This is a genomic window from Bacillus sp. BF2-3, from assembly GCF_008368795.1.
Lineage (GTDB): Bacteria > Bacillota > Bacilli > Bacillales > Bacillaceae_G > Bacillus_A > Bacillus_A cereus.
The window spans coordinates 45,333-71,656 of the sequence record NZ_QOSA01000007.1 but is presented as its reverse complement, the minus strand read 5'-3'; the positions used below and the strand labels follow the sequence as shown (position 1 = coordinate 71,656).

Below are 26,324 nucleotides of genomic sequence, written 5' to 3'. Positions count from 1 at the left end.
GTATCGGACAGTTCATAAATAATAAGTAAGACGTTATGGTTTTAGATTTATGTTTGCAGCTTACTTGCTGTCATAAATTTAAAGGCATTTTATTGTGTTTTGTGAAACTTTGTATAAAGTTTCGTAACCGTTTACTATCTTACTTATAAAAAATAAGAGTATTGCTATCGTAAAGGAGAATTGGAGATGCCAGAAACTATGACTCAAACAAAGCCAGAACAAGAAACTGTACAAATTTCTGCTAGCCAAGGACAACTTGATGTACTTGATCAGTTGTTAAAACCTGAGGTACAAGAATCATTAACAACACTAGTAGAACAGCTTCCAAAATTAACTGAGCTTGTTAACATTTTAACTAAGTCTTATGACTTCGCTCAAACTGTTGCTACTGATGAAGTATTAAAAAGCGACACTGTTGGTGCAATCACAGAGCTTGTAGAACCTGTAAAAGATACAGTGAAAAGCATGGCTGCTACTGCAATCGAAGCGAAAGATCGTGCTGACGAAAGCAACGAAGTTATCGGCCTGTTCGGTCTATTAAAATTATTAAAAGATCCACAAGCACAAAAAATGTTCCGCTTTGTGAACGCATATCTTCAAATTAGTGCAGAACGTAACAATAAATAAGTTAACTTATAACAACAATTAGTAAAGACGGGGGATATCATACTATGTCAAAACAAATTGTCATCTTAGGCGCTGGTTATGGCGGTCTTCTTGCCGCTTTAAACGTACGTAAATATTACAGTAAATCAGAAGCACAAGTTACAGTGATTAACCAATACCCAACGCACCAAATCATCACTGAACTACACCGCCTTGCAGCTGGTAACGTGTCTGAGCAAGCAGTTGCAATGCCACTTACAAAGCTTTTCAAAGGTAAAGATATCGATCTTAAAATCGCAACAGTTGAGTCATTCTCAGTTGATAGCAAAGAAATCAAACTAGCTGGCGGCACTACTTTATCTTACGATGCACTTGTAGTTGCTTTAGGAAGTAAAACTGCTTACTTCGGTATTCCAGGACTAGAAGAAAACAGCATGGTATTAAAATCTGCTGCTGATGCAAATAAAATCTACAAACACGTTGAAGACCGTATTCGTGAATACGCGAAAACGAAAAACGAAGCTGATGCTACAATCGTAATCGGTGGTGGCGGATTAACTGGCGTTGAGCTAGTTGGTGAGCTTGCTGACATTATGCCTAAACTTGCAAAAAGCCACGGCGTAAATCCAAAAGAAGTGAAACTTCTTCTTGTTGAAGCAGGTCCAAAAATCCTTCCAGTATTACCAGACCACTTAATCGAACGTGCAACTACTAGCCTAGAAGCGCGCGGCGTTACATTCTTAACTGGTCTTCCTGTAACAAACGTTGCTGGCAACGAAATCGACTTAAAAGACGGTCAAAAACTTGTTGCTAACACATTCGTTTGGACGGGCGGCGTACAAGGTAACCCATTAATCGGTGAATCAGGTCTTGAAGTTAACCGTGGACGTGCAACAGTTGATGCATACCTACAATCTACTTCTCACAAAGACGTATTCGTTGCTGGAGACAGCGCTGTTGTCTTCGCTCCAGACGGACGTCCATACCCACCAACTGCACAAATCGCTTGGCAAATGGGTGAGTTAATTGGATACAACTTATACGCAGCACTAGAAGGCAAAGCATTCGAAGAGTTCGCACCTGTAAACTCTGGAACACTTGCTAGTCTAGGACGTAAAGATGCGGTTGCTACAATTGGAGCAAGCAATACTCCACTTAAAGGCTTACCAGCATCATTAATGAAAGAAGCAAGTAACGTTCGTTACTTATCACACATTAAAGGTCTATTCAGCTTAGCTTACTAATCTGAATATAAGCCCGAATCATGCCCTGCATGGTTCGGGCTATTTTTATCCGTAATTTTCTCTAACTTATTTATTCGGCAGAAGAATCGTATAACCCTTTTAATTATCTAAATTTACTGATTATTTTATATCCAAATTGTGTATACGAAAAGATGGAAGTATTCTTCCTACTCCCATCCTTTCACACAAACTATTCGCCTAACTTCACAAGACTGTAATTCTTCTTCCCTTTACGGATAATAATAAATCGTCCATCAAATGAATTTTCTACAGTAACATCTGTACCCACATCTGTTACTTTCTCACCATTCATAGAAATCGCTCCGTTATTAATATCTTCACGCGCTTGTCGTCTAGATGGTTCAATTCCTAAATCAACTAGCCATTCTACGATGTTTTTCGTCTCTTTTGAAGACTGAAATGTTGGCATTTCTTTAAAGCCTTGTTCAATTTCATCAGCTGTTAACGATTTAATATCTCCGCTAAATAACGCTGCTGTAATTTTCTCAGCTTGCAGGAACGCCTCTTCTCCATGAACAAATTTCGTCATTTCTTCCGCTAATACTTTTTGCGCTTCACGTTTATGAGGTTCCGCTTCTACCTTCGTTGCTAATTCATCAATACGCTCTTTCGTTAAGAACGTAAAGTATTTCAAGTATTTAATTGCGTCACGGTCATCTGTATTTACCCAGAACTGGTAAAATTCAAACGGTGTCGTTTTTTCAGGATCAAGCCAAACCGCACCACCCGCTGATTTACCAAACTTCGTACCGTCCGATTTTAATAATAACGGAATCGTTAATCCGAATACTTTCGCCTCATGACCTTCTAACTTACGAATTAAATCTAAACCACTCGTAATATTTCCCCATTGGTCACTACCACCAATTTGCAGTTGAACATCCTCTTTCGTGTATAAATGATGGAAGTCCATCGCTTGCAAAATTTGGTACGTGAATTCCGTGAAAGAAATACCTGTATCCAAACGGCTTGCTACAATATCCTTCGCTAACATGCTATTGATGCTAAAGTTTTTCCCGTAATCACGTAAAAACTCAATAATATTTATTTCATGTGTCCAATCATAGTTATTTACCATCTTCACTTCGCTATTTCCACCAAAATCAAATAGCTTTTTCATTTGTGCTGTTAACGCATCTACATTATGCTGAACCACTTCTAACGTTTGAAGTTGACGCTCTGATTGTCGTCCACTCGGATCACCAATTGTTCCTGTTGCCCCGCCAATTAAAATAACAGGATGATGACCAGCTAATTGGAATCTCTTCATCATCATAAACGGAATCAAATGTCCGATATGCATACTATCACCAGTCGGATCAACTCCGCAGTATAGTGAAATCTTTTTCTCTTCTACTAGCTTACGTAAGCCTTCTTCGTCAGTCTGTTGATTAACGGCGCCGCGCCATTCTAATTCATCAATAATATTCATCTTTTGTCATCCCCTTTATTTTTTAAAAACAAAAAAGCCCCTATGTCTACGATAGACATAGGGACGATTATTCACCGTGTTACCACCCAGTTTGTATAAATAGCATAGCTACTCATACCACTCTTAGCAATAATATCGATTGCCAGTCCGCTTAGCATTACCTAAGATACTCCAGAGTGTAATTCACAAGTTTGTTTGTGCTAGGTTCCAGCAACCCCTAGCTCTCTCGTTAACAGTGACAAACTGCTACTGGGCTCTTTCAACGTATGTTATTTGTTAAATTATTAGCCATTATATTGAATTGAAAACAAATTGTCAACAATACCCAAATATTATTTTAAAATAATTCATATCTTCATACGTATTTCTTTATTCCTTATCTTCTCCAATAATCCTTACTTCTCGCTCCAACTTCACGCCAAATTTCTCTTCAACTGTCTTTTGTACGAAGTGAATTAAATCGATGTAATCTTGTGCTGTTCCGTTATCAACATTCACCATAAACCCAGCGTGTTTTAAAGAAACTTCTACTCCACCAATTCGCTTACCTTGTAGTCCTGAGTCTTGAATTAACTTACCAGCAAAGTTATTTGGTGGGCGCTTAAATACGCTACCACATGAAGGATATTCTAGAGGCTGTTTTGACTCACGTTTAAACGTTAAATCATCCATTTTTGCTTTAATTTCTTCATGTACACCTTCTTCAAGTTCAAATCTCGCTTCAAGAATAATGTAATGGTTGTTTGCAAATACACTCTTACGATATCCAAATTCAAATGCTTCTTTCGTCAAAGTACGTAGCTCTCCATCACCTGTCATTACGACAGCTTCTGTTAATACAAACGAAATTTCACCGCCGTATGCACCAGCATTCATATATAATGCTCCGCCAACTGAACCTGGAATACCACAAGCAAACTCAAGACCCGTTAAGTTATGGTCTAAGGCAATACGTGATACGTCAATAATTGCTGCACCACACTGTGCTACAATCGTCGTTCCTGTTACAGTAACACCTGTAATATGAATTAAACTTACTGTAATCCCGCGAATTCCACCATCTTTAATAATGACATTCGATCCATTTCCTAAAAACGTAACTGGAATATTATATTCGTTCGCATATTTAATAACTTCTTGAATTTCATCATAATTTGTAGGCGCAACAAAAACATCTGCTTTTCCGCCAACTTTAATATGCGTATGATTCTTTAACATTTCATCTTGTTTAACATGTCCTTCAGGCAATACCGTACTTAAATATTTATAAACCTCTTGCATATTCATTTTACGATTCCTCTATTTCTATATTCATTTTATCCCGTTATACGGGCCCATAATATCCCCACGTACATGAAAGAACCTAAAGTGGTGGATACAGTGTACCCAAAATCAATTCGAGACACCTATAAACCTCTTAATTTATAAGAGGTGCCACTCATATTAAAATATATATTGCATAATAAAGCAACCCAAATGGACTACTAAACTTGACATGTCATCAGAAAGACAACAATTTGTAAAATATGTGACTTTTTCAAAACACTATCCCTCAGTATCTTACTATACCACACAAAAAGAAAGTGGTATTTTTTTGTACTTTTTACTTTATTTACATCAATAAAAAAAGAGCACATCCGACAGAATGTGCTCTTTCTATACTCTTTATATTACTTTTCGTTCTCTTCTTTTTCTTTATCAAACCATAACAGCTCATCGTTATCAACTTCACCATTATAATTGATTAAAATTTCTTCTCCTGCTTTTATATCCTTATAAGCATAGAAGTTAAACGTATGGTTCTCGAAGACAATATCATACGTTGCATTCGGTGTATATGAATGATTAAATAACATACCGTATCCTAAAAGGATTGCCGTATGATTGATTCCATACTCAAATGCGTAGTCAGCAAGTAATGTTTTCTCAATATGTTCATGCTGTTCATTCGGATAAGAGATAACTGGTGCTGCGTGTATCAACTCACCTTTTTTAATATCACGAGTTGCAAATACACCTCTATTAAATTCTCCATCACTAAGTTCAGAAGTCTTAACTTCGATCATATGCGTCACCTATTTAATTCTTTCTTTGAAGTATTTTAATTCCGCTATTAGCTGAATTTTATCTCCTTAAGCTTGGCAGAAAACGCGCAGAAAAGCAATTAAATTCCTATCAAGTATTCGTTTCAATGAAAAAAGAGCACATCATTCGTGCTCTTTCCAAGCAATATTACTTTTCTAAAATATCTTCTAACAACTTCACTTGCTCGCTAACAGTTTGTAACGTCTTCACTGACGTATCATTTCGATGTTTTTCTTCTTCCACACTCGCTAGCACTTCTTCTGTAGCTGTAGAAGTTTGCTGAATTACGTTAGAAGCATGCGTAACATCCTTTACGATATTCGTCGTTTTAACTTGGAAACTTTCTTGATGAACAACAACCTCTCGCATTACTTCATTAATCGCATCAATAAACTTCCCTAAATCAGTTACATTTGTTAAAACGCTTGCTAACATCTCGTTACATTCTTCTTGTACTCTTTCTGACTTTTCTACTTGCACTTCTACCTTACTTGCTTGATTACTAAACTCCTTCAAAATCCCTTGAATTCTTCCCGCAGAACGATTTGATTCTTCAGCAAGCTTTAACACTTCACTCGCTACAATAGCAAAACCTTTTCCATGCTCGCCTGCCCTCGCAGCTTCAATATTTGCATTTAAAGCTAGCAAACTCGTCTGACTTGAAATATTCGTTATTACATCTACAATTTCATTAATTTGTTTCGATTGCATCATTAAATCTCTAAATATAATTCCAGACTGTGAAACAACATCATTTAAACTTCTCATGTTAGTTTCAAAATTTCTTAGAGTATGTACACTACCTTTTGAAATTTCTAAGCTTTCATCCACACGAGCCGATGCAGTTCTTACTTGAGAGATGATTTGTTCAATATTTCCCTCCATATCATTCAATACTTCTACCGAACGATACATCATCTCTGATTGTGATTGCGTACCAACTGCCACCTCTTCAAAGGCAAAATTAATTTCACTCATCGATTCCATCGACGTGTTCATATTTTGTCTTAAATGATTGAAATTACTATCTAGTTTCACAACTGTTTCTTCAATAAGTCTTTGCGTCTCTTCTAACTCCTGAGCTTTGCTCATTACTTCTTGCTTCTCATCACTTAAACGAAGGAGCAAATTAGAACCGATTTTCGTGACGCCCCACATAGCGATTGTTACAATCGCTAACAAACTTGCGAAATTAGCAGCTTCAGACGAGGCTGTATAAGCAAAAAATTGCTCCGGCCAATAGCTACAAAGGATAAATGTGATCACAACAGCTACCCCGCCAAGAATTAAAATGAGACGCTCACTTAAGTAAATAAGTGAAACAGCTAATGTAAAATAGACCATTTGAAATACAGCCGGGCTTTCATTAAAAGCTTGTACCATAATGTAAGACATTGTAAGCAACATAAATGTCATGATATATTTATACGCTGATTCCATACTTTTTATAAAAGTAAACAGCGTTCCAAATGCAACGACAGAAATACCACAAATCCAAAACGCTATTGCTCTCTCTGTAAAAATATATCCATAATACCCAATTGCGATTATCCCAAGAAAGAAACTACAAATCGTTATAAACAGTAATAAATGATTTTTCTGTGATTCTTTCTCAAGGTTAGAAAAACAAGTCCTCTTTAACCACTCCATATGAAGCCCCACCTTCTACTTATACATATCAATTACTTCAGTTTAAATACCGCACTTACTGGGTTATGATCGCTATTTTCAAACTTTAAATCTTTCCCTTGTACATTTACAATCTCTACATTCGGTGAAACGATAAAGCCATCAATAATAGTGACGAAATTTTCACCTTCTACATATTTCTTTACATCATCTCTCACAGTCATAACAGACGGATCTACAGCCCACTTAAAGCCACCGTCCGTAAAGTCCTTCGGTAACTCTACTAACCACTCAGGGCGCTCTTTCACGAACTTCGGATCACTTAATTGAGCGTTTGAAACTAATTGATTCCAATCTCCGCCCATTATTACGTAATCACCATTTTCATAATGCTTGTTCATATATTCTTTTAAGTACTCTACTTGCTGTTTTCTAATTTTCCCGCCTTCATCATAAGCAGACAAATGTAAATTTACGAGTCTAACATGTTTCCCATTATTAACAGGAATTTTATATTCCACAATTGCTCGATCTAAATCAAACAAACGCTTTGGCCAAGGCTCCATTCCAGGAAGCTGGAACCTCTTCGCTTCTTGAACAGTGTATTTAGAAAACGTACTTAATCCAGCCTCCGCATATCCCATTGGATTTATTATTGGCACTGGAACCCATTTCGTATCGTAGTTCTTGCCAAATGACGAAACATAATCAGGTAATCCTTTTTTCAAAAATTCATGTTCATTTACATCAAATGAACGAAGTGACTTTATATCAACTTCTTGTAATAGTGCAAAATCACTATTCTCATTTTGTAAAAACGAAAGCATATTCTTTAAATTAGTTTCCGTTTGCTCTTTACTACTTGAACCAGATCCCTTTCCACCATCCATAAAGAAATCTTGATCCTTATCTAACCCAGCATATCCAATATTAAATGTTGTAACTTTAAACTCATTTCCAGTCGCTAATACGCGCTCCTTATTATTCTCCACCTTCAAGCTTATAACATCAGCAGGCTGTTCTTTAGTAAGTGTCATATACGCTAGAAATCCTCCTACAATGCCCGCTACTACTAAAACACATGTAAATACGATTTTTAAAAATTTCTTCAAATAAATGACTCCTTTTCACGCGAATTTATTTTTCTTTATTTTCAGTCAAATAAAACAAAACGACACACATAAGAAACATTTTATCATAATTAAAACCGTATATCACTATATTTAGTTGATAAGTAATCGATCCCATTTTAATTACTTGAAAAACCTTCAGACATCAAAAAAAGAAACGTTACACCCACCTCCTCACTGGAATTTAAACGGTATATTTAGTACACTATATGTAATGATCCTAGGCGATGGAGTTCGCCATAAACGCTGCTTAGCTAATGACTCCTACCAGTATACATACTGGTAGGAGTCTATTTTTTTGAGCAATCTATTTAAAGAGGTGAGAAAATTGATTTATATTATCGTCGGCATTGCCGGTATATTAGGAGCTCTTTCTCGTTATTATTTAGGTCTTAATATCACCACATTTTGGCATCATTCATTTCCATTAGCAACATTACTCATTAACTTAATCGGTTGCTTCTTCTTAGCGTGGCTAACTACTTATATCGCCCGGCTAAACATCTTACCTTCAGAGGTCATCACAGGCATCGGAACTGGATTCATCGGTTCCTTTACGACTTTTTCAACATTTAGTGTAGAAACTGTGCAATTGATCAATCATTCTGAGTGGAGCATAGCCTTCTTATATGTATCATGTAGCATACTTGGTGGCCTCATTATGTCTGGCCTTGGCTATACACTTGGAGATTTCTTAATTAAGAAATCTCTTACGGAAGGTGATTACTCATGATAGAAGCCTTATTAGTCGCAACAGGAGGATTTTTCGGTGCGATTACACGATTTGCAATTAGCAATTGGTTTAAGAAAAGAAATAAAACACAATTTCCACTTGCTACATTCCTTATTAATATAACAGGGGCGTTTTTACTTGGATATATAATCGGCAACGGAGTTACTACAGGCTGGCAACTATTATTAGGTACTGGATTTATGGGTGCATTCACTACATTTTCTACGTTTAAACTAGAAGCCGTTCAACTTCTCAATCGAAAAAATATTAGCACTTTCCTTTTATACTTAAGCGCTACGTACATAATTGGTATCCTCTTCGCATTCCTTGGAATGAAGCTAGGCGGAATATGAAAAAAAGCGACTCTATTGAGTCGCTTTCTTTCATAAGAAATATGTCCCGCCATATGGAATAGAAAATAAACCAGCTGGATGTACATCGTAATGTACAATTTGCATCGGAAGCTGTGAATACGGCATATACTGACTTTGCATCATTTGTGCAAAATATGCTTGTTGTTGCATTTGAATAGCTTGATTCATAGCATGAATTGTTCCCTGTGCCCCAGCCAGCGTAATAGCTGCTCCTACTTGTCTTCCATTATAAAAATGATGGTTCATCATGATTCATCTCACTTATTCTTTTTCTTCCATATGGTATGTTTCTATTTCATAGTGAGTATTTTGTCCCTATTGGTAACCCCTATTTATTGCCCTTTTTCAGCTTTGAAGTAATAAATCCAAATAATAATACGCCAATACCACTAAGGAACAATACATAACTTATCGGTACTAGGAAAAAGAAAGGTTCTTCAAGGAATCCATCCGCTCCTACTTTACTGTTTGAAGCATGTATAGTTAAAGAAATAATCGCTAAAATCATGAAAGAAATAGCTACTACGTATTTATTTTTCATTTCACATTCTCCTCTACTCATGTAATTCTCCTTAGATTCTTAACATCATATTATCCAAAAAACCATTAACAGTCAATAATTATTTATCGTTTAACAATAAATAATTATTGACTAGAATAATAACAAAAAGGTTTACGAAGCATATTAAATCACTTCGCAAACCCTCTGTATTATAAATATTTACACTTCAAACCTCTTGCTTAATACAATATACATTGCGCAAAATAGCACGAATATCCCAGCATAAATTAACAAAATCTCTACACTAAACATATCCGACAATGGCCCAAATATTATCATTCCTAGAGGAAGCGCGCATGAATTCGCAATTTGTACAAGACTGAACATCCGTCCGTGCATTGATGGTTCTACTTTTTCCTGCAATAACACAGTAACTGGTGTATTGAAGCACGGCATCGTTATACCAATTAAAAAATTAAATACTAAATACATAATAAATATCGGTGCTATTCCGAGTCCAATCATAAGCAGTCCATATAATGCACAAGCTAGCGCTGTTGTATGCATACGATTACGAAAACCACCCCACGCGGCAATCAATACGCCACCAGCTGCCGCACCAGCACTAAAGGTCATCTCACTAGCAGTAAGTCTCCACATTTCGGCCCCGAAAGAACGAGTTACCATTAAAGGTGTTAAAAAAGCAGCTGGACTTATTAAAATCATGATGATAATCAATAAAACGATTAGCCTTTTAATAAATACATTTTCTTTTAAATAAGAGAATCCTTCTTTAATTCCTTGTAGATTAGATTTTTGCTTATTCTCTGCATTCACATGTCCCTCTACTTGAATGATAAGCATAATACTAATTCCAATCATAGCCGTAATAACATCAATAAAAAATGTTGTTTCAATGCTGGCAATAGAAAGAATCGCCGCACTTGCTGCTGGAGAAAGAAACATAATTAAAGATGTAATACTGCTATTTATTCCATTTACTTTCATAAGATACTCTTTCGGAACGATTTGCGGAATTAATGCATTCACAGCTGGCGTTTGTACTCCTGTTCCAGCTGAACGAATGAGTAACACAATAAAAAGTAACCAAATACTTTTATATCCTGTTAAAAATAAAATTGCTAAAACTAACGTCGCAATCGCTATAATTCCATCCGATAACATAATCATCTTTTTACGGTCATAACGATCAATCCAAACACCTGCAAACAAAGATATCGCAATTTGTGGTAGAAAACCGCAAACAGTTGAAATAGTCAACATCACTCCTGATGATGTTGTAAGGGTGATATACCATATAATCGCGTATTGTACGAGAGAGGAACCGAACAACGAAATAGTTTGAGCGGTCAAAAATAATATAATTTTCGTTTTCCAATTGTTTTCACTCATATGTTTCACACCCCCTTAACTATTCCTGTCTCTATATGAAAGATGCTATCTGCCCAATCAAGATAAAAACTCGCTTCGTGAGATACGAGTATAATGCTGCCCTTAAACTTAATTAGCGCCTTTTGTAAAGCTTCCTTCGCTTCTGCATCTAAATGATTTGTCGGCTCATCTAAAATTAATAAGTTACAAGGTGATAATAATAATCCGCACAGTTTCACCTTCGATTGTTCACCACCACTTAACGTACGAATTTCTTGCGAAACGTGCGTATCCTTCACTCCACACGCAGCTAAATGATGGCGTATTTCCTTCATATTCAGTTTAGGAAACTGTTCTGAAATAATTTGAAGCGGCGTTAAAGAATCATTGCTCCAATTTAAATCTTGCTCATAATATCCAATCTTTATTTGCTCTGAAAAGTGAAACTCTCCAGAAATACTATCAATATTTCCAACGATTGTTTTTAATAAAGTAGATTTTCCTACTCCATTGAAACCTGTAATAACAAGTTTTTGCCTACCCATTACTGAAAAATTCAACTTTGGTAAGAGAGCGAAGTCGTAACCAACTTCAAGGTTATTTACTTCAAGAACTGTCTGAACTGAAATGGGAAGTTCCTGAAAATGAATAGACGGTTTATGAGTAAAACTTGGTGGCGCAATTCTTTCCATACGCTGTAATTGTTTTCTACGACCTTGCGCTATTTTTGAATTCACCCCAGCAATATTTCTACGAATATACTCTTCCGTTTTTTCAATTTTCTTTTGCTGTGCATAATATTGGCGAATATAATCTTTTCGCAAATGCTCCTTTTGTCTTACAAAATCTGAGTATTTGCCGTAATACTTCTTAACTGTTCCGAACTCTACATCACATATGCAAGAAGTTACCTTTTCCAGAAAATCAAAATCATGTGATACGACAATAAACGCTCCTTCAAAATTCATTAAATAATTAGCAAGCCACTCCACATGCTCCTTATCGAGAAAATTCGTCGGTTCATCTAGCAATAAAATATTAGGCTCTTCTAATAAGAGCTTCGCTAAAATTACCTTTGCACGCTGCCCTCCGCTTAATTCACCAATCACACGATTCATCCCAATCACATCAATACCTAAACCGGCTGCCACCTTATTCGTAATACTATCTACTGAATAAAAATCATGAGCCTCGAGCAGTCCTTGAATTTCTGCCGCTTTCAATAGTTGATTTTCATCTCCAGTCATCGCACTTTCTTCATATAACTTGTTCATTCTCTTTTCCATTTCATACAAATCATAAAAGGCTCTCTTTAAATATTGTGAAATGGTGTAACCCTCATCAATTTCTGCGTATTGATCAAGATGTCCAATTTGAATATTAGGTTGCCACTTTATGTCTCCCTTATCAGGAATAATTTCCCCCACCAATATTTTCATTAATGTGCTTTTTCCTGCACCATTCTGTCCAACAATTCCCATATGCTCCCCTTTATGCAAATCAAAAGAAGCATTTTCGTATAATACTTTATCTATAAAACTATGTGATAAACTTTCCACTTTAAGTAAACTCATTTTTATTCCTCTTTTCTTGAAATTAAAAAAAGCAGAGAGATAGCGTCATTCGACACTAGCCCTCTGCTTCGTGGTTTTTCCTATACTACTCCAATTTATAGTAAAGACTCATCGGAATAATATACACAAAGGGCCATAGACAAAGCATTGTCTATGGCCCCTTAATCTATTTTATACACCAGCTGAAAAACCATAACGAAATAAGCATAGATAAACTATACTTTTTTAGAAAAGTTATTCAGCCGATGAATATAGGGGATTTATGCCCCTTGATTAAGCTCCGTACAACGCTTCACCGTATACATTTGTGCGGAGCAAAGTTTTCTAATGAGTTTTACAAATTTTATATAAAGCATATTATGCACCTTCCTTAATACTTAAAAAGGATTTTAGCATACGGTTTTACGAAGCGTCAACATTACTTCCGAATCTTTCAACTACTTGTTTTCAAAATATTGCTTCTGAAACATACACATTCTTATCGCATTATGATAGTTACCATCAACGAAAAACTCATCGATAAGCTCACCTTCTACCATAAACCCAACTTTTTTATAAACATGTACTGCCTTTTCATTTTCCTTATCCACAACTAAATAAATCTTATGCATATTTAGTACGGAAAAAGCGTAATCCATCGCTAAACGCGTCGCATCCACTGCATAACCATATCCTTGATAATTCGGATCAATAATGATTTGGAATTCTGTTCTACGGTGAATATAATCGATTTCTACTAACTCAACTAATCCAACCATTTCATTGTCTTTCTCAACGATAAATCGGCGTTCGCTTTGATCATGTATATGTTTATCATATAAGTCTTGCAGCTCCACAAATGCCTCATACGGCTCTTCAAACCAATACGACATAATATGCGCATTATTATTCAGTTCGTGTACAAACTTTAAATCTTCTCGTTCTAATGGACGTAACTTCAATTCCTGACTCATTTCTATAACCTCCAAGTAAAAGAAACCTCTTCACTTAATTTCTCAATTTTTTTCAATTTCAAACGCCCTATTTACATTGTAAACTTTCAAGCAACTTGAAGGTCAAGATATAAAAAAGTAGTGCAAACTTATGTCTGCACTACTACTCTTTTCTCAAATCTCTCATATTTGATATGTATAAAGCAATGACTAAAACAAGAATTGCTCCTGCGTATAATAACGTCTCCATCGGTTCCTCATGAGACACAATAATCAATCGAATTAAGGCCGTAATTCCGATATAAATAAAATAACGTAACGGGAAATGATAGTTCGATTTAAAATACTTAATAATTAATGCAATGAACTCGAAGTATAAGAAATAGACGATGATACTTTCAACCAATTTATAAGACGTATACTTCTTCGCTGAAAATATGTATTGAATAAAAGTAATCGTCTCATTAATTAAAAAGATAGATAAGACAATGGATAATATAATTAGCGCTATATTTAATATCCACTGTAAAACACTCGCGATAAAATGATCAATATTGAATGATTTCATTTTCTCATTAAACTCCCCTTCGTATAAGTACATATTTATTATAGCAAAATTATAATTGAAGGTGCGTTAAATCATATTTTCGTCCTTTATTAGTGCCGGTGTGTGGGATGTTCATTGTTTTAAGGAGTCTATGAACTGTTGCACTCGATTGAACGTGGAGAAATTCCTTTAACTGCATATTTGTACAAGTCCTACTAATAAGAAGTACATAATCATGTATCGCATCCTCATGTGCTACCTTAGAGATAGCTTTACAATTTGAACAATACCACCCTTTTTTTATTTTCAACATCGGCATTATAGAACAGACCTCACATCGTACGCCGTTTAACAATTCTCCTTTTTTAATTTTAAATTGTTCGAGGATATTTTGCTGTAATGGAGTATGATTCCTTACTATTTGACAAATAAGATCGTCTACATTTTTTATAGTTTTTTTCTTATATTTGCTCTCAAACCATTTTATTTTATGAGGTAAATTTGCACTGTGTATAATTTTATTGGGGAGATTATCGTCTGAAGATTTAATAATAGTTCGTGGATTACTAATAACAACGAGTGATTCAATCGGAAAACGAGAAAACCCATTTAACCTTAACCATTTTCTAAACTGTTCCTCTTGTCTTTTCACTTGTAAAATTGGATCTGGAAACCCTTCTGGATTCCCCTCTGATATTCTAATAAGCTGGTTAAACTTTGAATCAAATAGTAACGTACCTGCTATATTTTTTATTTCGAGGAAAAGAAGAAAATATGCTGAAATGATAATCGTATCAATTTGAAAATGGTGATTTTGATCAGACAACCTTATATCGTGCAAAATACTATATGTTTCTTCTGGCAAAAAACTTAATGGATAATTGATAGCTTGTTCACCTTTGTAACCCGCTTTATGCTTCGCTAAACTTTCTGCAACCATATCCCGTTTCGGATGGTGAGCAGGTAATCTTCTAGATAACGCTTCTAATTGTCGTAAATACATCGGCATTTGTCGTTCTTTCACAATCATTTTTAGCCCTCCTCAAAATATATCAACGATTTTTCAAATATATCTATCATAACTCACAATATATCAACGATTCGACATAGAATATCGACTTACCGACAAAAACCGACACAACATACACCCATAAAATCCTATACACAGTATAACATCACATCTAAAATCGCACTGTAAGCATAATATGAATCCGCCCATTTAATTACGTCGTTTTCAAAATGAGAAATTTACATTCACCCCATGTAAAAGACCTTTTTATAAATATGAACAAATTTTAGGAATTAGTTTATCTTTTTTTAATGTTTTATTTAGAGGCAGTTTATAGTCAGGTATTAACATAAGAAACGTAGCAACTAAGTTCATATATGACGCACTGCTACTATAATCGCTAACCGTACTACTTGAAATCATAAAATAAGGAGACGATAAAACATGAACAAAAAAGCAAAAGCACTATCATCCGTACTGCTCGGATTCACATTAGCATTAACAGGGTGTGCTGGTACTAAAGCTGAAGAAAATCATGGGAAACAAAAACAAGAACAAGTTGCTAAAGAAACAAAAAAGGAAAATAAATTAACTAAAGGGCAAAAAATGGCTAATATTCTTAGCGAGACAAATTGGCAAGGTACACGAGTGTATGACAAAGATAAGAATGACTTAACAAAAGAGAATGCAAACTTCATTGGTCTTGCAAAATATGATGCGAAATCCGGCAGATATGAATTTTTTGATGCTAAAACAGGTGCAAGTCGTGGCGATAAAGGCACTTTCTTTGTCACAAATGATGGGAAGAAGAGAATATTGATTTCAGAATCAATGAAGTATCAAGCTGTCGTTGACATGACAAAACTAAATAAAAATGTATTTACTTATAAACGAATGGGGAAAGACGCTAACGGTAAAGATGTAGAAGTTTTCGTTGAACATGTTCCATATAAAGAAAAAGAACTTTCTTTCACTGATCCGGACAAGCAGCTGAACACGACTACAGGAGATATTATTAAAAACGTTGATGGAGATAAAATTTTAGGCGGTACCCTTTGGCACGGAACAAAGGTATTAGACGAAGCTGGTAACGATGTAACACAGTTTAATTCGAATTTTATAAGTTTAGCAAAATTTGATGACAAATCTAATAAATATGAGTTTTTCAATAGTGAAACAGGTCAAAGCCGCGGTGATTATGGCTACTTCGATGTTGTACACGAAAATAAAATAAGAGCCCATGTTTCAATTGGAAATAACAAATACGGTGCTGCTCTTGAACTTACTGAACTAAATAAGAATAAATTTACGTATAAAAGAACTGGTAAAGACCAAGCTGGTAAGGATATAACTATATTCGTTGAACATGAACCTTATAAAGGTGATATGAAACCACAATTTAGTTTTTAAATACGTTTGATTAAAGATCCTGTACTGAGTTGCAGGATCTTTCTTATTAAGCAAGAGAACGAAAAGACGAAAAACATGTAGCTTTTCGTCTTCACAATATTCCCACCTTATAGTTGATGATTTACAAACCCTAAAAACATACCGATACAAAATAAAATAAATCCAATTAGAATTAAGGGAAGAGTGAAGCCACCCCAAGTTGGTTTATTAGCAAACGCCCTTATTTTAAAATTAATCCTTGCTAAAGACATGATAACGATACCCGCTATTGATAAAATTGTAGTTACATAAGTCATCTATAATAATACTCCTCTTCTATATTGATTTTATATCTCTGCAAACCATCTACATAAGTGTTACAGTCCACTATTCATACATGTCATCCCAATTGTAGCAATCCAGCTTTGTGCCACATCATTTGTAAAATTCATTCTTCATTCCTAAAAAAAGACAGAACCAGACGGTTCGGTCTTTTTTGTTTTATAATAACCTCTTTTATTTTTGCTACAATACCTTTTTCTTATAAATCTTACGCTAACACAGCTTTTGATTAACTTATCCTGAAATATTATGAATTTGCGTTCAACTTATCTAAAATACCTTTATCTATTTTTGCTTGATTCACTTTAGCTATTTTAGAAACAATCCCACGGCGATCTTCCCAATCAATCAAATAATATTGATTTTTTTCCAATTCATTTTGCAAGGAAATTTTCAGTTCTCTTTCTTCCCCTTTTTTATCGTACACCTTCTCATCGTAAACATGATACGTAAGAACTTCTCCATTACTCAATTTTTCGTTTTCTACTTTAGAATCAGTCGTTACTTTTACATAATATTGTTTAGTCAAATAGTATCCATTCCCTGACTTCATATAGTAGAAAGCACCTCCTACTATAGCTAATAATACAAAAATTCTCATGATCCATTTCATATGGTAATACCTAACCTTTCTATTCTACTTGTAAGATTTATACCCGTTAAAATATAAATCTTCCTTACCTTAAGTATGCTTTAACCATAAAGATGGTACAATCCAGTTTCCTTACACCCACATTACATTTTTGTAATCCTATCATTTTACAAAAGTTTCTTAAGTTGGCCCAAAACAAAGGAACATAAAGTTTTATTCCTCCAATTGCCACACTTTTAGCAACACTTGTCCAAGTAATAGGAATTTCATTTCAATCCATTTTACGTGAAGAAGTAAATCAACGCCGATTAACTATATTAGGAATTACATTATTAATCAGCCCTCATCAATCGGGCTGCCCGGCAAATAGAGGAATAAAATTTATGACTAAGTAAAAAAGCGCCCTACTTATAGGGCGCTTTTTTTATACTTAATGACTAATACTAGCTGTTGGATATAATGTTGTTCCTCCAATTGAAACTTTTATTTCATTTGTTAATGGAACGTTTTGTTCATTAATAATTGTTCTCCACCATTCCCATGCAAGACCTGTACATTCTCTTGCTACAATTTTTATATTTTTTGAGTTCGGTGGAAGAGGGATAACTGTAGAGTAATGAGCCGTTTTGTCTTTTCCGCTACCATCCCATGTTTTATGTGTTAGTACTTCGTTACCCTTTTGGTCAAATGTGAATTCATCCCAAGATACATCAAATTGAGCAACGTAAGCACCATAATGATCAAGTGTCATTTTAGCACTTGAATATTCTGTAGTTGTCGTCTCAATATAATCTGTATTGTTATGAACAGCAGCAGTTGCATTATCTTTTAAGAAAGTACTTGTATATGAAATTGGGTATGCTGGATTTTTAAGACTTAATTCAGCATTATCTTTAATAATATTTCGGATTTCATTGAAATCTTTAGTAACAACCTTGTTATGCTCTTTCGCATCTCCGCCTAATACTACAGCAGTAAAGGTACTTTCTTCAAAAATATCTTTATACTGTCCACTTGTTTCAACGCTGTTATCCTTAAGTAAGGCTTTAAAAGCAGCTTGTACATCTTTGCTCTTAGATGTTGTTTCTAATTTTACATAAATCGTTCTACCATAAGCTACATTTGAAACCATAACAGGTGGAGCCGAATTACTTACGCCTTTTCGAGTTAACTCATCAAAAGTAACGCTATTATCAAAAAGGTCGGATGGATTGTTAGGTAGTTCAGCACTTACCGTATAAAATATTTGCTTATACGCCGCTACCATCACTTTTTTCTCTCCATTTGCAACCGCATTAAAATCAATGTTTAGACTGTTATCAAGATATTTAGCGTTAACATTAAGAGCGCTTGCGATTTGCGATTTACTATAAACCATGGATTCCGTATACTGCATTCTTGCAGGCAACGTATGTGTTGTAGAATACTTTTCATTCCAAGTAGATACTAAATCGTCTACTGCTCCAGCTACATTACCATATGTCGGATTTTGGACAGTGATTGTATTTTCTTTTCTCATGCCCGGTAAGTCTATACTAATATTCAAAGGCTTTCTCTTAGCCACTAATAAACTCGGTTGATTGTCTGCAAAAGCTTTATTTGCAAGTTGTACAGCTCCTGGATACGTGCGATTCACTACAGAATCAATAATTGAAATATCGACTGGTGACGTTGTAAGTGATTTTTTTTCGCGTTCTACTACTACAAATTTACCATTTGAATTGATACTTTCTTTCGGAACAAAACTCTCTACTTTATCACCATTTACAGCTAAAACCTCTTGATTATTATATTTAAGATTTGCTATACCAGTATCAATGCCACTAGCATTTTTGGTTACATCAGTTGCATTACTTGCTTGTGTTTCTGCGAAGGAAATAGATGAATAATTAATAGTGCATAGACTAACTAATAAACATGCAAGGAACTTTCTTCTTTTAGTGTTTTTCTTAATATTCAGAAAAATCACCCCGTTCTTTTTTTAGTAAAGTATGATAATGATTGATAAATGATTGCTAACTAATAAATTTACATAAATGCTTTTAAAAGTTCTTGAATTAACGGGATTACGCCACCTACAAATTTTAAAACTGCCATTGCGATTTCCATATTATTTCCTCCTTTTTATTGCTACGAAAATATGATTTATCTTTATGCCCTCATTATAGTGACCCCTTACACTTTTATCAATACACTCTGATATGCAATATTACATATAAAAAAAACAAGCTGAATTCTTTTAAAAAATTATACAGAGATATTTTTTCCACTTGGTACATACTTGAAAAGGTGAAGCATTCTTTTGCATTTTATGAGTAATCACATAAAAAAAGCTGCTGCCTATAAAATACAGACAGCAACTTCAACTAGAGTGTCTTGCATAATCTACGCAAGACATTTTATAACTAATAAACTGCTATTGGCCCATAAGGACCATTAATAATTTCTATTTTTGTTTCAAAAATATCTGTCAAAAGTGTTGAGTCCATAACCTCTTCTACTGTTCCAAAAGCAGCAATTTGTCCATCTTTCATAGCACAAATTTTATCCGAGTATTTAGCTGCAAAATTTATGTCATGCATAACCGTCAAAATTGTTCTTCCAAATTCATTAGCTGCACGTCTTAAATGCTCCATCATTTGAACAGAACGAGCAACATCAAGGTTGTTCAAAGGTTCGTCCAAAAGTACATATTCCGTCTCTTGGCACAGTACCATCGCTACATATGCCCTTTGTCTTTGACCACCAGAAAGCTCATCTAAATATCTATTCTCTAAACTAGTTAAATCTAAGAAATCGATATATTTAGAAATGATAACCTCATCTTCTTTAGTCAACCTTCCCTTTGAATAAGGAAAGCGCCCAAATCCAACTAATTGTCTAACTGTAAGCCTAGTTACAAAATGATTTTCTTGTCGCAATATAGTCAAAACTTTTGCTAAGTCTTTTGATTTGGATTCAGAAACATCCATATTTGCTACCTGAATTTGGCCTTCATCCATATCTAAAAGTCTGCCAATCATCAAAAGTGTCGTTGACTTTCCAGCACCATTTGGTCCAATTAAAGAAGTAAAGCCTGCTTTTGGTATTTCAATATCCAAAGGTCCTATTTTTACCTTATCAGTATAGAACTTTTTAACATTATCAATTTTTATCATAAAGCCCTCTTCCTTAAAACTATAGTTAAGAATATGATTCCACCAAATAATTCAATAATAACTGAAACTACACCTTGAGCATGGAATACATGATACATTAAAAAGTATGCGCTCGTCATTATTAAAAATCCTATAGCAAAAGCCATCGGAAAAATATATCTATGATCATAAGTTGACGCTGCCTGATAACTCAAAGTTGCCACTAAAAAGCCGTAGAAAGTAAGTGGCCCAATTAGAGCTGTTGAAATGGACATTAAAATAGCTACTAATACAAGCGTATAAATTACACTAGGTTGGTATTTAACTCCAAAAGAAGTAGCAACATCTTTTCCTAGTGATAAAACATTCAAATTCTTAGAATGAGCAAAAATTAATACCGCTACAATTATGATCATAGGAATTACAATAGGAAAATATGCAGGATCTGCATGATTAACAGAACCAAATAGTCTTGCTTGTAAAATATCAAATTCTGAAGGCGCAAGTAGTTTTCTCATGAAAGTTGACACAGAATTTAGCCCGGTACCAATAATAATTCCAACTAAAAGCATAAGTTGTAAATTCCCGTATTTACCGGAAAGTAACCATCCATAAAGTATCAAACTCATGAAGACCATAACAACAACTTGGAATAAAAATGATCCAATTCCATTAAAATTTATTAACGCACTAGCACCAAAGAAGAATACTGTACTCGTTTGAATTGCTGAATAAAGTGATTCGAAACCTAAAAGCGATGGAGTAATAATTTTATTATTCGTAATAGATTGGAAGGCAACTGTCGACAAGCTATGGCAAACCGCAGCAATAATCATTGCAACAATAGCTACTATCCTTCTCTTAACGACTGGGATAAAAGAAGGTGAATCTATCGGAACTGGATTGTTATAAACTAAAAGTCCATATGAAGAAAGAAGACCTAAAGCAATCAATGTTATCAGTAAAATCCAATAACGTCTTGCTTCCTTCTTAGACCGAAAAGCGCTAGCTGATCTACTTTCATTATGAAGGCTAGAATCGATTTCGACATTTTCTTTTTTTCTATATTCTAATGTGATCATCGTAGCCTCCTTGGTTTTCTTTGTCTCAATAAAATAGTAATAAACACGACTGCTCCCACTGTTGCAAGTATTAAAGAAACAGGTAATTCAAAAGGCTGTATAATTGTTCGAGAAATGATGTCACAGGCAGTTATTGATCCCATTCCGATCACACAAACCCAAGGTAAATTACTCCTAAGATCATCACCTCTAAACATTGAAACGATATTTGGCACAATTAATCCTAAGAAAGGTAAGTGTCCAATAACAGCTGCAACAATTCCAACTGCAACAGAGATAAGAGCAGTCCCAAAAAGAACAATTCTATTGTAATTAACTCCAAGACTTGTTGCGACATCTTCTCCTAGTCCAGCTAAAGTCAATCTATTAGCATACATAAAAATAAGAAAAGTAATGATAACAATCAGCCATAAATATTCATATCTTCCCACCTGAATGTTAGCAAATGAACCTACAAACCAAGTTTCAATACTTTGCGTCTTTTGAAAAAGGAGTCCTAAAAAAGTAGACACTGCAGAAATTACTGCTCCAAGCATCAATCCAATAATCGGAACAATTAAAGACGAACGAAGCTTAACTCTTCTTAAAAATAGAAAGAAAATCATAGTTCCTATAAAAGAAAAAATGATTGCACCAGTCATTCTTTGAACTAAAGTCGGGGCAGGAAATAATAAATACACAAAAAGCAGGCCTAAGCCTGACCATTCAATAGTCCCCGTTGTAGTAGGTTCAACAAAGCGATTCTGTGTAATGAGTTGCATGACGAGCCCTGCCATCGCCATCGCAGCTCCAGTAAGCATTAATGCAGCTGTTCTCGGAACACGAGTTATGAAAAACATCTCTGTCCCGTCCTCTTGTCCACGTATATCATAAACTCCAGTAAACAGTGATATAATCCCTAAAATTATAACAACTATAACTGCTATTATAAAAGGTTTTGTCCATATTTTATTTTGATTATAAAACTGGGGTTGAGAAATATTCTCAACCCTAGAAATCATATTTTTTGACACTGTTTCGTACTCCTTTACACTACTTAGCTAAAGTTTTTGCCATATTTCCAAATAACTCTATATAAGTTTGAATTGATTCATTCGTGTAAGTATCTTCTGGTGCATAAATAACTTGTTTTTTAGAAACAGCAGTTGTGTTTTGAAGAGCAGGTGATTTAGAAATAACATCCTTAGCAGGTGTTGACTTAGCTGCATCAGATGTTGCAGCATCACGATCTAATACGAAAATCCAATCAGGATTTGTTTGTGCAATAGCTTCAACAGAAACGTCATCACCTTTATGACCTGCAGTAGAATTTGAAACTTCTAACGCTGGAGTCCAACCGAAAATTTCATACATTGGTCCCCAAACACGACCAGAATGTGGAGCAGCAAAACCAATATTACCACCAGTAACGATAACACTCATAACTTTATCTTTTCCGTTATAAGCAGATTTTGCTTTTTCAATAGATTTATCAAAATCAGCTACTAATTGTTTAGCTTCTTTATCTTTATTAAAGATTTTTCCTAAAGTAATTGTAGAATCTTTAAGTCCTTTTACTAAGTTTTCGCCAGGCTTAGTAGCTTTCTCAGAAACATCAAAATTAAGATCAATAACTGCTGCATTTGGTACTAATTTTTTGATTTCTTCGTAATGGTCAGCAAATCTTTGACCAACAATTACAAGTTCAGGATTTGCCGCTGCAATAATTTCTAGATTTGGTTCACGGTGATTCCCAATATTTTGAACTTTTTCATCCTTTTTATATGCTGAATCAGCAGGCATGATATCCTTTGGAGCAGCCGCTAATTTAATTCCCCAATCAGATAAAGTTTCAAACGTTCTGTTATCCAAAGCAACTACATTCTTTGGGTTTACAGGGACTTTAACAGTTCCATGAGCATCAGTGATTTCAACCGTTTTTGGCTTATCACTACCATTATCTTTATTATTAGCCTTCGAAGTTTCTTTACTTGAATCTGAGCAAGCTACTAACATTAAAGTGAAAACTGCTAGAATACTCACTAATTTTAAAAGCATAGATTTTTTCATATGTATACTCCTTATAGTGTGATTTATTTCGAAAATGATGACATCCATAGATTGAATTAGAAGGTAACTTTTATTCAATTGAATCGCTATTGATAATCATTTTCATTTGAACATCCTGTTAATTAGTATAGTCATTAATTCTGTGAAAATCTTGTGAATGGTGTGAATTCATAAAATCAGGCATAGAAAGTAATATGTGACGTCGGGCGTATTGATTAGCCATAATTTCCTCTACAAAACACGCCCATTAATAGCTAATATTTTTATAATCCATTTTTTTACATCTTTTAATACTTCTCAGAAACTATTTGATTATCACATTTAACAAAAAAACGAGTAAAACTGAATGAAATAGTTTTACTCGTTTTCTATTACCTTATTTTATCATTCAATCATTGAATAGCCTCTGCCGTGTATCGTTTGAATATATCTCTCTTTCTTCTCGCACTTTAACTTTTTTCTTACATACCCAATATATAAGTCTACTACATTTGGATTTACTACTATATTATATCCCCATACTTGATTCAAAATCATTTCACGGCTCAATATTGTGTTTTTATTCTTGATTAAAAATACAAGTAAATCGTACTCCCGCTTAGTAAGCGAGAGGTTTTTGCCACCTTTTTTCACAATATTGCTAGATGCATCAACAAAGAGATCTTTAAACTGAAAAAAGTTTATCTCCTTTTGCTGGTTACAATCACTTCTCCTTAAAATTGCTTGAACCCTTGCTACTAATTCTTCTTTCGCAAATGGTTTTCTTATATAATCATCTGCTCCTGCTTGTAACCCTGCTACGCAATCCTTACTAGAAATATTGTCGGTCACAATAATAATCGGTGTCGTTTTAACAAGTCGTATTTGTCTACAAATTTCTGGTCCCGGTATACTTAATGAATCCCAATCCAATATGATAATATCCCAATCTTGTTCATATATTATATTTAAACCTTCGTTTTCATTGTGAAGTTTTAAAATGAAATAGCCTTCTTGCGTTAAACCGCTTACGATTTTCTTTGCTGAAGACCGTTCATTTTTAATCACCAACACCTGCTTCACCGATGGTTCACCTCTACTTCAATATAAATTATTTAGATAAAAAAATTATCCCGAAAAAATAATTTAAGATTTATAAATTTAAAACCCCTAAATAATCCATTAAAACAGTTTATTAGGAGAACTCTATATAATCTTACAATAGGTATGGATAAAAACACAAAACATATGAAGATTCGAATAAAGTGAAAAAATAATAAGAACTCAACAATTGGGCGTTTACTAGCAGCTATATTATCTACCTGCTTATCGTCAATAACCATTTCTTCATTTTCTATTTCAGGGATATCGTCCCATCAACTTCAGCATTCTATAAAACCACAAACAAAAAGAACCATAACCTCGCCAACCTGGCAAAGTTATGGTTCATATCATACAAAATAAAAAAACCACCAAATATGTATTGGTGGAGACGGTGGGAGTCGAACCCACGTCCAAAAATATCGGCACTTAAGCTTCTACGAGTGTAGTCGATATATTAGCATTTCGCGAACTCTTCGGCCTATCGACAGGCTTCCAAGTTGCTAGTCTGGTTGTTCTCTTCCTTTGTCCTCAGACGGCGAACTCCGGCGTAGTCCACTTAGTTTGAGTCCCTTACCCTACCACATGGACGATGGAGGGAGGAACCTTTAGTGCAATTAAGCAGCTAAAGAAAGATTGTTTTGTTTGCCAATTATAGGCTTTGACGTTTTAACGAGGCCGATCCCCTCGACTCGCAACCTAAGCTCGAACTATCCCTGTCGAATCCGTAACGTCCCCATGATAAAAATGGAGCATACGAAGAAAATATCGTGATAGCTACTAAGAGCTGTTTTTCAATGTGCAACAACCTTACATAAATTATTATAACATACGCGCTCCATTTTACAAATGTAAATATCTGTATTACATCTTTTGGCGATCACGGAACGCGCGTGCAATTTCACGTTTAGCTTCTTTCTCTTTTAAATCGTGACGTTTATCGTATTGCTTCTTACCTTTTGCTAAACCAAGTGCCATCTTTGCAAATCCATTTTTCAAATAAATTCTAAGTGGAACTAATGCGTAACCTGTTTCTTTCGCAGCGCCCGCTAGTTTATCAATTTCTTTTTTATGCAGAAGTAATTTTCTCGTACGAAGTGGATCATGGTTGAAACGATTCCCTTGTTCGTACGTATTAATGTGCATATTATGAACCCATACTTCACCATTATGTACACGTGCAAACGCATCTTTCAAGTTTACGCGTCCAGCGCGAATCGACTTAATTTCCGTTCCTTGAAGGACAAGCCCTGCTTCGTATGTTTCTTCGATGAAATAATCATGAAATGCTTTTTTATTCTGTGCAATAACCTTACCTGTACCCTTTGGCATATAACGTCCCTCCTCTATTTTTACTATTGTAACAAATGTTACTAAAAAGCGAAAGTGGCTCGCTCAGAATCTTTGGACATTGGAACTCCCGACAGAGAAGCGCTTTTTGCT

Annotated in this window: 26 protein-coding genes, 1 other RNA gene, 1 riboswitch and 1 other annotated feature; of the genes, 5 read left to right on the top strand and 22 right to left on the bottom strand. The window is 34.8% G+C overall.

Translation table 11 applies throughout. The features are described 5' to 3' along the window. Window positions 1-186: 186 nt before the first annotated feature. On the top strand, window positions 187-627 hold the full coding sequence (locus DN401_RS07845) for a DUF1641 domain-containing protein (protein ID WP_001115309.1): 441 nt from the start codon (window positions 187-189) through the stop codon (window positions 625-627). Between the two features lie 44 nt (window positions 628-671). Further along, window positions 672-1,850 carry an NAD(P)/FAD-dependent oxidoreductase gene (locus DN401_RS07840; protein WP_000043202.1) on the top strand — a complete coding sequence of 393 codons (1,179 nt, stop codon included), beginning with the start codon at window positions 672-674 and terminating at the stop codon, window positions 1,848-1,850. Window positions 1,851-2,040: 190 nt separating this feature from the next. On the opposite strand, the gene tyrS is transcribed toward DN401_RS07840, so the two are convergent. The 5 genes from tyrS to DN401_RS07815 all read right to left on the bottom strand — a co-directional run bounded on the left by tyrS (window position 2,041) and on the right by DN401_RS07815 (window position 8,129). Further along, complete coding sequence (gene tyrS / locus DN401_RS07835) at window positions 2,041-3,303, bottom strand: tyrosine--tRNA ligase (RefSeq protein WP_001021088.1); 1,263 nt, start codon at window positions 3,301-3,303, stop codon at window positions 2,041-2,043. A gap of 56 nt (window positions 3,304-3,359) precedes the next feature. Beyond that, window positions 3,360-3,575: a binding site (T-box leader), on the bottom strand. 97 nt (window positions 3,576-3,672) lie between these two features. Then, window positions 3,673-4,590, bottom strand: a complete 918-nt coding sequence (gene murB / locus DN401_RS07830) for a UDP-N-acetylmuramate dehydrogenase (protein WP_001057102.1) — start codon at window positions 4,588-4,590, stop codon at window positions 3,673-3,675. A 383-nt stretch (window positions 4,591-4,973) separates the two neighbouring features. Next, window positions 4,974-5,369, bottom strand: coding sequence for an SET domain-containing protein (locus DN401_RS07825; RefSeq protein ID WP_000573649.1), 396 nt, complete (start codon window positions 5,367-5,369; stop codon window positions 4,974-4,976). Window positions 5,370-5,535: 166 nt separating this feature from the next. Continuing rightward, window positions 5,536-7,038 (bottom strand): DUF4077 domain-containing protein, encoded by a 1,503-nt coding sequence (locus DN401_RS07820; RefSeq protein WP_149287651.1) that lies wholly within the window; start codon window positions 7,036-7,038, stop codon window positions 5,536-5,538. A gap of 32 nt (window positions 7,039-7,070) precedes the next feature. Beyond that, complete coding sequence (locus DN401_RS07815) at window positions 7,071-8,129, bottom strand: endonuclease/exonuclease/phosphatase family protein (RefSeq protein WP_000714050.1); 1,059 nt, start codon at window positions 8,127-8,129, stop codon at window positions 7,071-7,073. 232 nt (window positions 8,130-8,361) lie between these two features. After that, window positions 8,362-8,421: riboswitch (Fluoride riboswitch) on the top strand. A gap of 54 nt (window positions 8,422-8,475) precedes the next feature. Here DN401_RS07815 and crcB (DN401_RS07810) point away from each other — a divergent pair. Both crcB (DN401_RS07810) and crcB (DN401_RS07805) read left to right on the top strand, forming a co-directional pair. Continuing rightward, window positions 8,476-8,880 carry a fluoride efflux transporter CrcB gene (gene crcB, locus DN401_RS07810; protein WP_000639315.1) on the top strand — a complete coding sequence of 135 codons (405 nt, stop codon included), beginning with the start codon at window positions 8,476-8,478 and terminating at the stop codon, window positions 8,878-8,880. Next, entirely contained in the window at window positions 8,877-9,233 is a 357-nt protein-coding gene (gene crcB, locus DN401_RS07805; RefSeq protein WP_000568587.1) for a fluoride efflux transporter CrcB, read from the top strand. Before crcB (DN401_RS07810) ends, crcB (DN401_RS07805) begins: the two co-directional genes overlap by 4 nt. Window positions 9,234-9,263: 30 nt before the next feature. Here the strand turns inward: crcB (DN401_RS07805) and DN401_RS07800 are convergent, their stop codons facing one another. The 7 genes from DN401_RS07800 to DN401_RS07770 all read right to left on the bottom strand — a co-directional run bounded on the left by DN401_RS07800 (window position 9,264) and on the right by DN401_RS07770 (window position 15,231). Further along, on the bottom strand, window positions 9,264-9,503 hold the full coding sequence (locus DN401_RS07800; RefSeq protein ID WP_000980930.1) for a DUF3947 family protein: 240 nt from the start codon (window positions 9,501-9,503) through the stop codon (window positions 9,264-9,266). 79 nt (window positions 9,504-9,582) lie between these two features. Next, window positions 9,583-9,795: a DUF3955 domain-containing protein gene (locus tag DN401_RS07795; protein ID WP_025118109.1), complete on the bottom strand. Its 213-nt coding sequence runs from the start codon at window positions 9,793-9,795 to the stop codon at window positions 9,583-9,585. Window positions 9,796-9,975: 180 nt separating this feature from the next. Continuing rightward, complete coding sequence (locus DN401_RS07790; protein WP_001293752.1) at window positions 9,976-11,169, bottom strand: MFS transporter; 1,194 nt, start codon at window positions 11,167-11,169, stop codon at window positions 9,976-9,978. A 5-nt stretch (window positions 11,170-11,174) separates the two neighbouring features. Beyond that, the gene (locus tag DN401_RS07785; protein WP_000054858.1) at window positions 11,175-12,722 is read right to left on the bottom strand and encodes an ABC-F family ATP-binding cassette domain-containing protein; all 1,548 of its coding nucleotides are present in this window, start codon (window positions 12,720-12,722) and stop codon (window positions 11,175-11,177) included. Window positions 12,723-13,159: 437 nt separating this feature from the next. Further along, window positions 13,160-13,675, bottom strand: coding sequence for a spermidine N1-acetyltransferase (gene speG / locus DN401_RS07780; RefSeq protein WP_000076830.1), 516 nt, complete (start codon window positions 13,673-13,675; stop codon window positions 13,160-13,162). A 142-nt stretch (window positions 13,676-13,817) separates the two neighbouring features. Continuing rightward, window positions 13,818-14,222 (bottom strand): phosphate-starvation-inducible protein PsiE, encoded by a 405-nt coding sequence (psiE, locus tag DN401_RS07775; protein ID WP_000834704.1) that lies wholly within the window; start codon window positions 14,220-14,222, stop codon window positions 13,818-13,820. 49 nt (window positions 14,223-14,271) lie between these two features. Continuing rightward, a complete protein-coding gene (locus DN401_RS07770; RefSeq protein WP_000635763.1) occupies window positions 14,272-15,231 on the bottom strand; it encodes a nuclease-related domain-containing protein in 960 nt (319 codons plus the stop codon). Window positions 15,232-15,654: 423 nt separating this feature from the next. Here DN401_RS07770 and DN401_RS07765 point away from each other — a divergent pair, with 423 nt between their 5' ends. Next, window positions 15,655-16,620: a DUF4822 domain-containing protein gene (locus DN401_RS07765; protein WP_001034141.1), complete on the top strand. Its 966-nt coding sequence runs from the start codon at window positions 15,655-15,657 to the stop codon at window positions 16,618-16,620. Between the two features lie 107 nt (window positions 16,621-16,727). Here the strand turns inward: DN401_RS07765 and DN401_RS07760 are convergent, their stop codons facing one another. The 10 genes from DN401_RS07760 to smpB form a co-directional block, all read right to left on the bottom strand. Further along, window positions 16,728-16,916: a hypothetical protein gene (locus DN401_RS07760; RefSeq protein WP_149287650.1), complete on the bottom strand. Its 189-nt coding sequence runs from the start codon at window positions 16,914-16,916 to the stop codon at window positions 16,728-16,730. Between the two features lie 272 nt (window positions 16,917-17,188). Further along, window positions 17,189-17,554, bottom strand: a complete 366-nt coding sequence (locus DN401_RS07755; protein ID WP_002164645.1) for a YxeA family protein — start codon at window positions 17,552-17,554, stop codon at window positions 17,189-17,191. Between the two features lie 409 nt (window positions 17,555-17,963). Then, window positions 17,964-19,502: an anthrolysin O/cereolysin O family cholesterol-dependent cytolysin Alo gene (gene alo, locus DN401_RS07750; RefSeq protein WP_000576727.1), complete on the bottom strand. Its 1,539-nt coding sequence runs from the start codon at window positions 19,500-19,502 to the stop codon at window positions 17,964-17,966. Between the two features lie 436 nt (window positions 19,503-19,938). After that, on the bottom strand, window positions 19,939-20,691 hold the full coding sequence (locus tag DN401_RS07745; RefSeq protein WP_000590071.1) for an iron ABC transporter ATP-binding protein: 753 nt from the start codon (window positions 20,689-20,691) through the stop codon (window positions 19,939-19,941). After that, window positions 20,688-21,752: an iron chelate uptake ABC transporter family permease subunit gene (locus tag DN401_RS07740; RefSeq protein WP_000631245.1), complete on the bottom strand. Its 1,065-nt coding sequence runs from the start codon at window positions 21,750-21,752 to the stop codon at window positions 20,688-20,690. The genes DN401_RS07745 and DN401_RS07740 overlap by 4 nt, the downstream gene beginning before the upstream one ends. After that, a complete protein-coding gene (locus DN401_RS07735) occupies window positions 21,749-22,765 on the bottom strand; it encodes an ABC transporter permease (RefSeq protein ID WP_000042077.1) in 1,017 nt (338 codons plus the stop codon). The genes DN401_RS07740 and DN401_RS07735 overlap by 4 nt, the downstream gene beginning before the upstream one ends. A gap of 19 nt (window positions 22,766-22,784) precedes the next feature. Then, window positions 22,785-23,801 (bottom strand): siderophore ABC transporter substrate-binding protein, encoded by a 1,017-nt coding sequence (locus tag DN401_RS07730; protein WP_000749448.1) that lies wholly within the window; start codon window positions 23,799-23,801, stop codon window positions 22,785-22,787. Between the two features lie 384 nt (window positions 23,802-24,185). Next, a complete protein-coding gene (locus DN401_RS07725; protein ID WP_000815812.1) occupies window positions 24,186-24,863 on the bottom strand; it encodes a response regulator transcription factor in 678 nt (225 codons plus the stop codon). 401 nt (window positions 24,864-25,264) lie between these two features. Continuing rightward, window positions 25,265-25,619, bottom strand: a transfer-messenger RNA (tmRNA) gene (gene ssrA, locus DN401_RS07720). Window positions 25,620-25,745: 126 nt separating this feature from the next. Continuing rightward, on the bottom strand, window positions 25,746-26,213 hold the full coding sequence (smpB, locus tag DN401_RS07715) for an SsrA-binding protein (RefSeq protein WP_001123919.1): 468 nt from the start codon (window positions 26,211-26,213) through the stop codon (window positions 25,746-25,748). Window positions 26,214-26,324 lie beyond the last annotated feature (111 nt).